The sequence below is a fragment of the Dawidia soli genome (genome assembly GCF_018598185.1).
Taxonomy (GTDB): Bacteria; Bacteroidota; Bacteroidia; order Cytophagales; family Cyclobacteriaceae; genus Ohtaekwangia; species Ohtaekwangia soli.
Genome location: NZ_JAHESC010000102.1, coordinates 2136 through 5727, shown reverse-complemented (window position 1 = coordinate 5727; position 3592 = coordinate 2136). Strand labels below are relative to the sequence as shown.

At 48.5% G+C, this 3592-nt stretch carries 1 tRNA gene and 2 rRNA genes; all 3 read right to left on the bottom strand.

From position 1 onward, the window contains the following. Positions 1-38 precede the first annotated feature (38 nt). Positions 39-150: ribosomal RNA gene (gene rrf, locus KK078_RS30205) — 5S ribosomal RNA — on the bottom strand. A 151-nt stretch (positions 151-301) separates the two neighbouring features. Beyond that, a 23S ribosomal RNA gene (locus tag KK078_RS30200) occupies positions 302-3189 on the bottom strand. Between the two features lie 322 nt (positions 3190-3511). Beyond that, positions 3512-3585 (bottom strand) — tRNA-Ala (locus tag KK078_RS30195). Between the last annotated feature and the right edge of the window lie 7 nt (positions 3586-3592).

Genomic DNA, 3592 nt, shown 5'->3' with positions numbered 1-3592 from the left:
AAAAAAGCCTTGATATTGCTATCAAGGCTTTGTTAAAAGAAAGGCAACGACTTACTCTCCCGGGTGTTATCCCAGTACCATCAGCGCTGGTGGGCTTAACTGCTCTGTTCGGAATGGGAAGAGGTGATCCCCACCGCCATAGTCACCTTAAGATTGTTAACCGATCCTACTGATCGATCCTTTAATATCGTTGACAGTATTGGCAAAAGAGTAGAGTATTTTTCAGTATAGTAGCAGATTTGAGCAAGCACATAGTCTTACTTTTCGTCTTATTCAGAGGGTGGCTGTTTCTCAAGCCACCCTCCAGAAGCGTTCGGGTTATTAGTACTGCTCAGCTTTGACATCTCTGCCTTTACACCTGCAGCCTATCAACGTCATAATCTCTGACGTCCCTTAATGGAAGCCTCATCTTGAGGTGAGTTTCGCGCTTAGATGCTTTCAGCGCTTATCTCTTCCCGACATAGCTACCCGGCGGTGCAGCTGACGCCACAACCGGTACACCAGCGGTCGGTCCAATTCGGTCCTCTCGTACTAAAATCAGGACCTCTCAAGCTTCCTACGCCCATCACAGATAGGGACCGAACTGTCTCACGACGTTCTGAACCCAGCTCGCGTGCCACTTTAATAGGCGAACAGCCTAACCCTTGGGACCTTCTCCAGCCCCAGGATGTGACGAGCCGACATCGAGGTGCCAAACCTCCCCGTCGATGTGAGCTCTTGGGGGAGATCAGCCTGTTATCCCCAGCGTACCTTTTATCCTTTGAGCGATGGCCCTTCCATACAGAACCACCGGATCACTATATCCATCTTTCGATCCTGCTCGATCCGTCGATCTCACAGTCAAGCATGTTTATGCTATTGCACTCCACGTACGGTTACCAAGCGTACTGAACATACCTTTGAAAGCCTCCGATACACTTTCGGAGGCGACCACCCCAGTCAAACTACCCACCACGCACTGTCTCCTCTTGTGAAGGATTAGACATCAGATAAATAAAGGGTGGTATTTCACCGTTGGCTCCCCTATACCTAGCGGCACAGGATCAACGCCTCCCACCTATCCTACACATCATCTACCCAATGTCAATGCGAAGCTATAGTAAAGGTGCATGGGGTCTTTCCGTCCCGTGACGGGTACACGGCATCTTCACCGTGACTACAATTTCACCGAGCTCATGGCTGAGACAGTGCCCAGATCGTTACACCATTCGTGCAGGTCGGAACTTACCCGACAAGGAATTTCGCTACCTTAGGACCGTTATAGTTACGGCCGCCGTTTACTGGGGCTTCAGTTCAACGCTTCGCCTTGCGACTAACGTCCCCCCTTAACCTTCCAGCACCGGGCAGGTGTCAGGCCATATACTTAATCTTTCGATTTCGCATAGCCATGTGTTTTTGTTAAACAGTCGCCTGGGCCATTTCTCTGCGACCTCTCCATTACTGGAGGAGGCACCCCTTTTCCCGAAGTTACAGGGTTAATTTGCCTAGTTCCTTAGCCATGGATCACTCGAGCACCTCAGGATATTCTCCTTGACTACCTGTGTCGGTTTCCGGTACGGGTACCACATCAATATGCTTAGAAGGTTTTCTTGGAAGTCTGCTTACGTTCACTATTCCTTCGGCCGAAGCCTCCAGATACTATCAGGTTTCATCAAAACCAGCGGATTTTCCTACCAGTCCTATAACTACACCCTTTAACGACCTATTTCGTCAGATCGCGGAACTATCACTCCTCCGTCACTCCATCGCTCAATGCGGTAGTATGGGAATATTAACCCATTGGCCATCACGTTCGCCTCTCGGCTATCGCTTAGGTCCCGACTTACCCGCGGTTGATTAACATTGCCGCGGAACCCTTAGTCTATCGGTGGGCAGGTTTCTCGCCTGCCTTATCGTTACTTATGCCTACATTTGCTTTTCTAACCGCTCCACAATACATTACCATACTGCTTCTCCGCTGTTAGAATGCTCCCCTACCACTTGCATTACTGCAAATCCTGAGCTTCGGTACTACACTTGATGCCCGATTATTATCGATGCTCTGTCGCTCGACCAGTGAGCTGTTACGCACTCTTTAAATGAATTGCTGCTTCCAAGCAAACATCCTGGCTGTCTAAGCAACTGAACCGCCTTAGTTCAACTTAGTGTAGATTTTGGGACCTTAGCTGCAGGTCTGGGTTCTTTCCCTCTCGGACACGGACCTTAGCACCCATGCCCTCATTGCAGAGTATATTTAGTACCATTCGGAGTTCATCAGGATTTGGTAGGATGTGACTCCCCCTAGTCCTATTGGTAGCTCTACCTGTACTAAACTCAACCTCCACACTGCCCCTAAAGGCATTTCGGGGAGTACGAGCTATTTCTCAGTTTGATTAGCCTTTCACCCCTACCCTCAGCTCATCCAAAAACTTTTCAACGTTTACTAGTTCGGACCTCCATCCCATGTTACTGGAACTTCATCCTGGCCAAGGGTAGATCACAAAGTTTCGCGTCTACTCCCACTGACTATGCGCCCTATTCAGACTCGCTTTCGCTCCGGCTCCGTGCTTCTAAACACTTAACCTCGCCAGTGACAGTAACTCGTAGGCTCATTATGCAAAAGGCACGCCGTCACCACACTACGTGGCTCCGACCGCTTGTAGGCGTACGGTTTCAGGTTCTATTTCACCCCGTTATTCACGGTACTTTTCACCTTTCCTTCACAGTACTGGTTCACTATCGGTCTCTCAGGAGTATTTAGCCTTACCAGATGGTGCTGGCAAATTCAAACGGGGCGTCTCCGACCCCGCCCTACTCAGGATACTACCACTTCATAACACCTTACGCTTACGGGACTCTCACCCTCTATAGTCTGGTTTCCCACCCAGTTCAGCTTCATGTTACTTAGATTATGTAGTCCTATAACCCCTAACTAGCCGTAACTAATTAGGTTTGGGCTCTTGCGCGTTCGCTCGCCACTACTTGCGCAATCACTAAATTGTTTTCTCTTCCTTCAGGTACTTAGATGTTTCAGTTCCCTGAGTTTGCTCCTATTGCTAGGTAATGTATCTTCAATACATTGGGTTGCCCCATTCGGAAATCTACGGATCAATTTCTATTTGCGAATCCCCGTAGCTTATCGCAGCTTATCACGTCCTTCTTCGCCTCTGAGAGCCTAGGCATTCCCCATACGCCCTTGATTACTTCTTTTAACGATTTTACCTTTCAAGGTTCTCTTTCAGTGATTCACATCACTTCCAGATGGTATCCTATGTGCTCGCTCGTTTATGTCTGTTAGTCATCCAACATTTCTGTCGGCTGTACAAACACCCACTACTTACTTACTTTTACTACTCTTTCACCAATATGTCAATGAACTCCTCTGTCTCTATTTTCCCCGATAACGGCTACTAGAAATGGCTTATCTCTTGTGTAGCGGCCTCGGTAAAGACTCCGTGGTAATAACCCCTAAAACCCAACCGGCTTTAGTGTACTTACCTGGCTTCATAATAAATTCCTTCTGTAACTTCCGTGGAGAATATCGGAGTCGAACCGATGACCTCCTGCTTGCAAAGCAGGCGCTCTAGCCAGCTGAGCTAATCCCCCAGTTTTT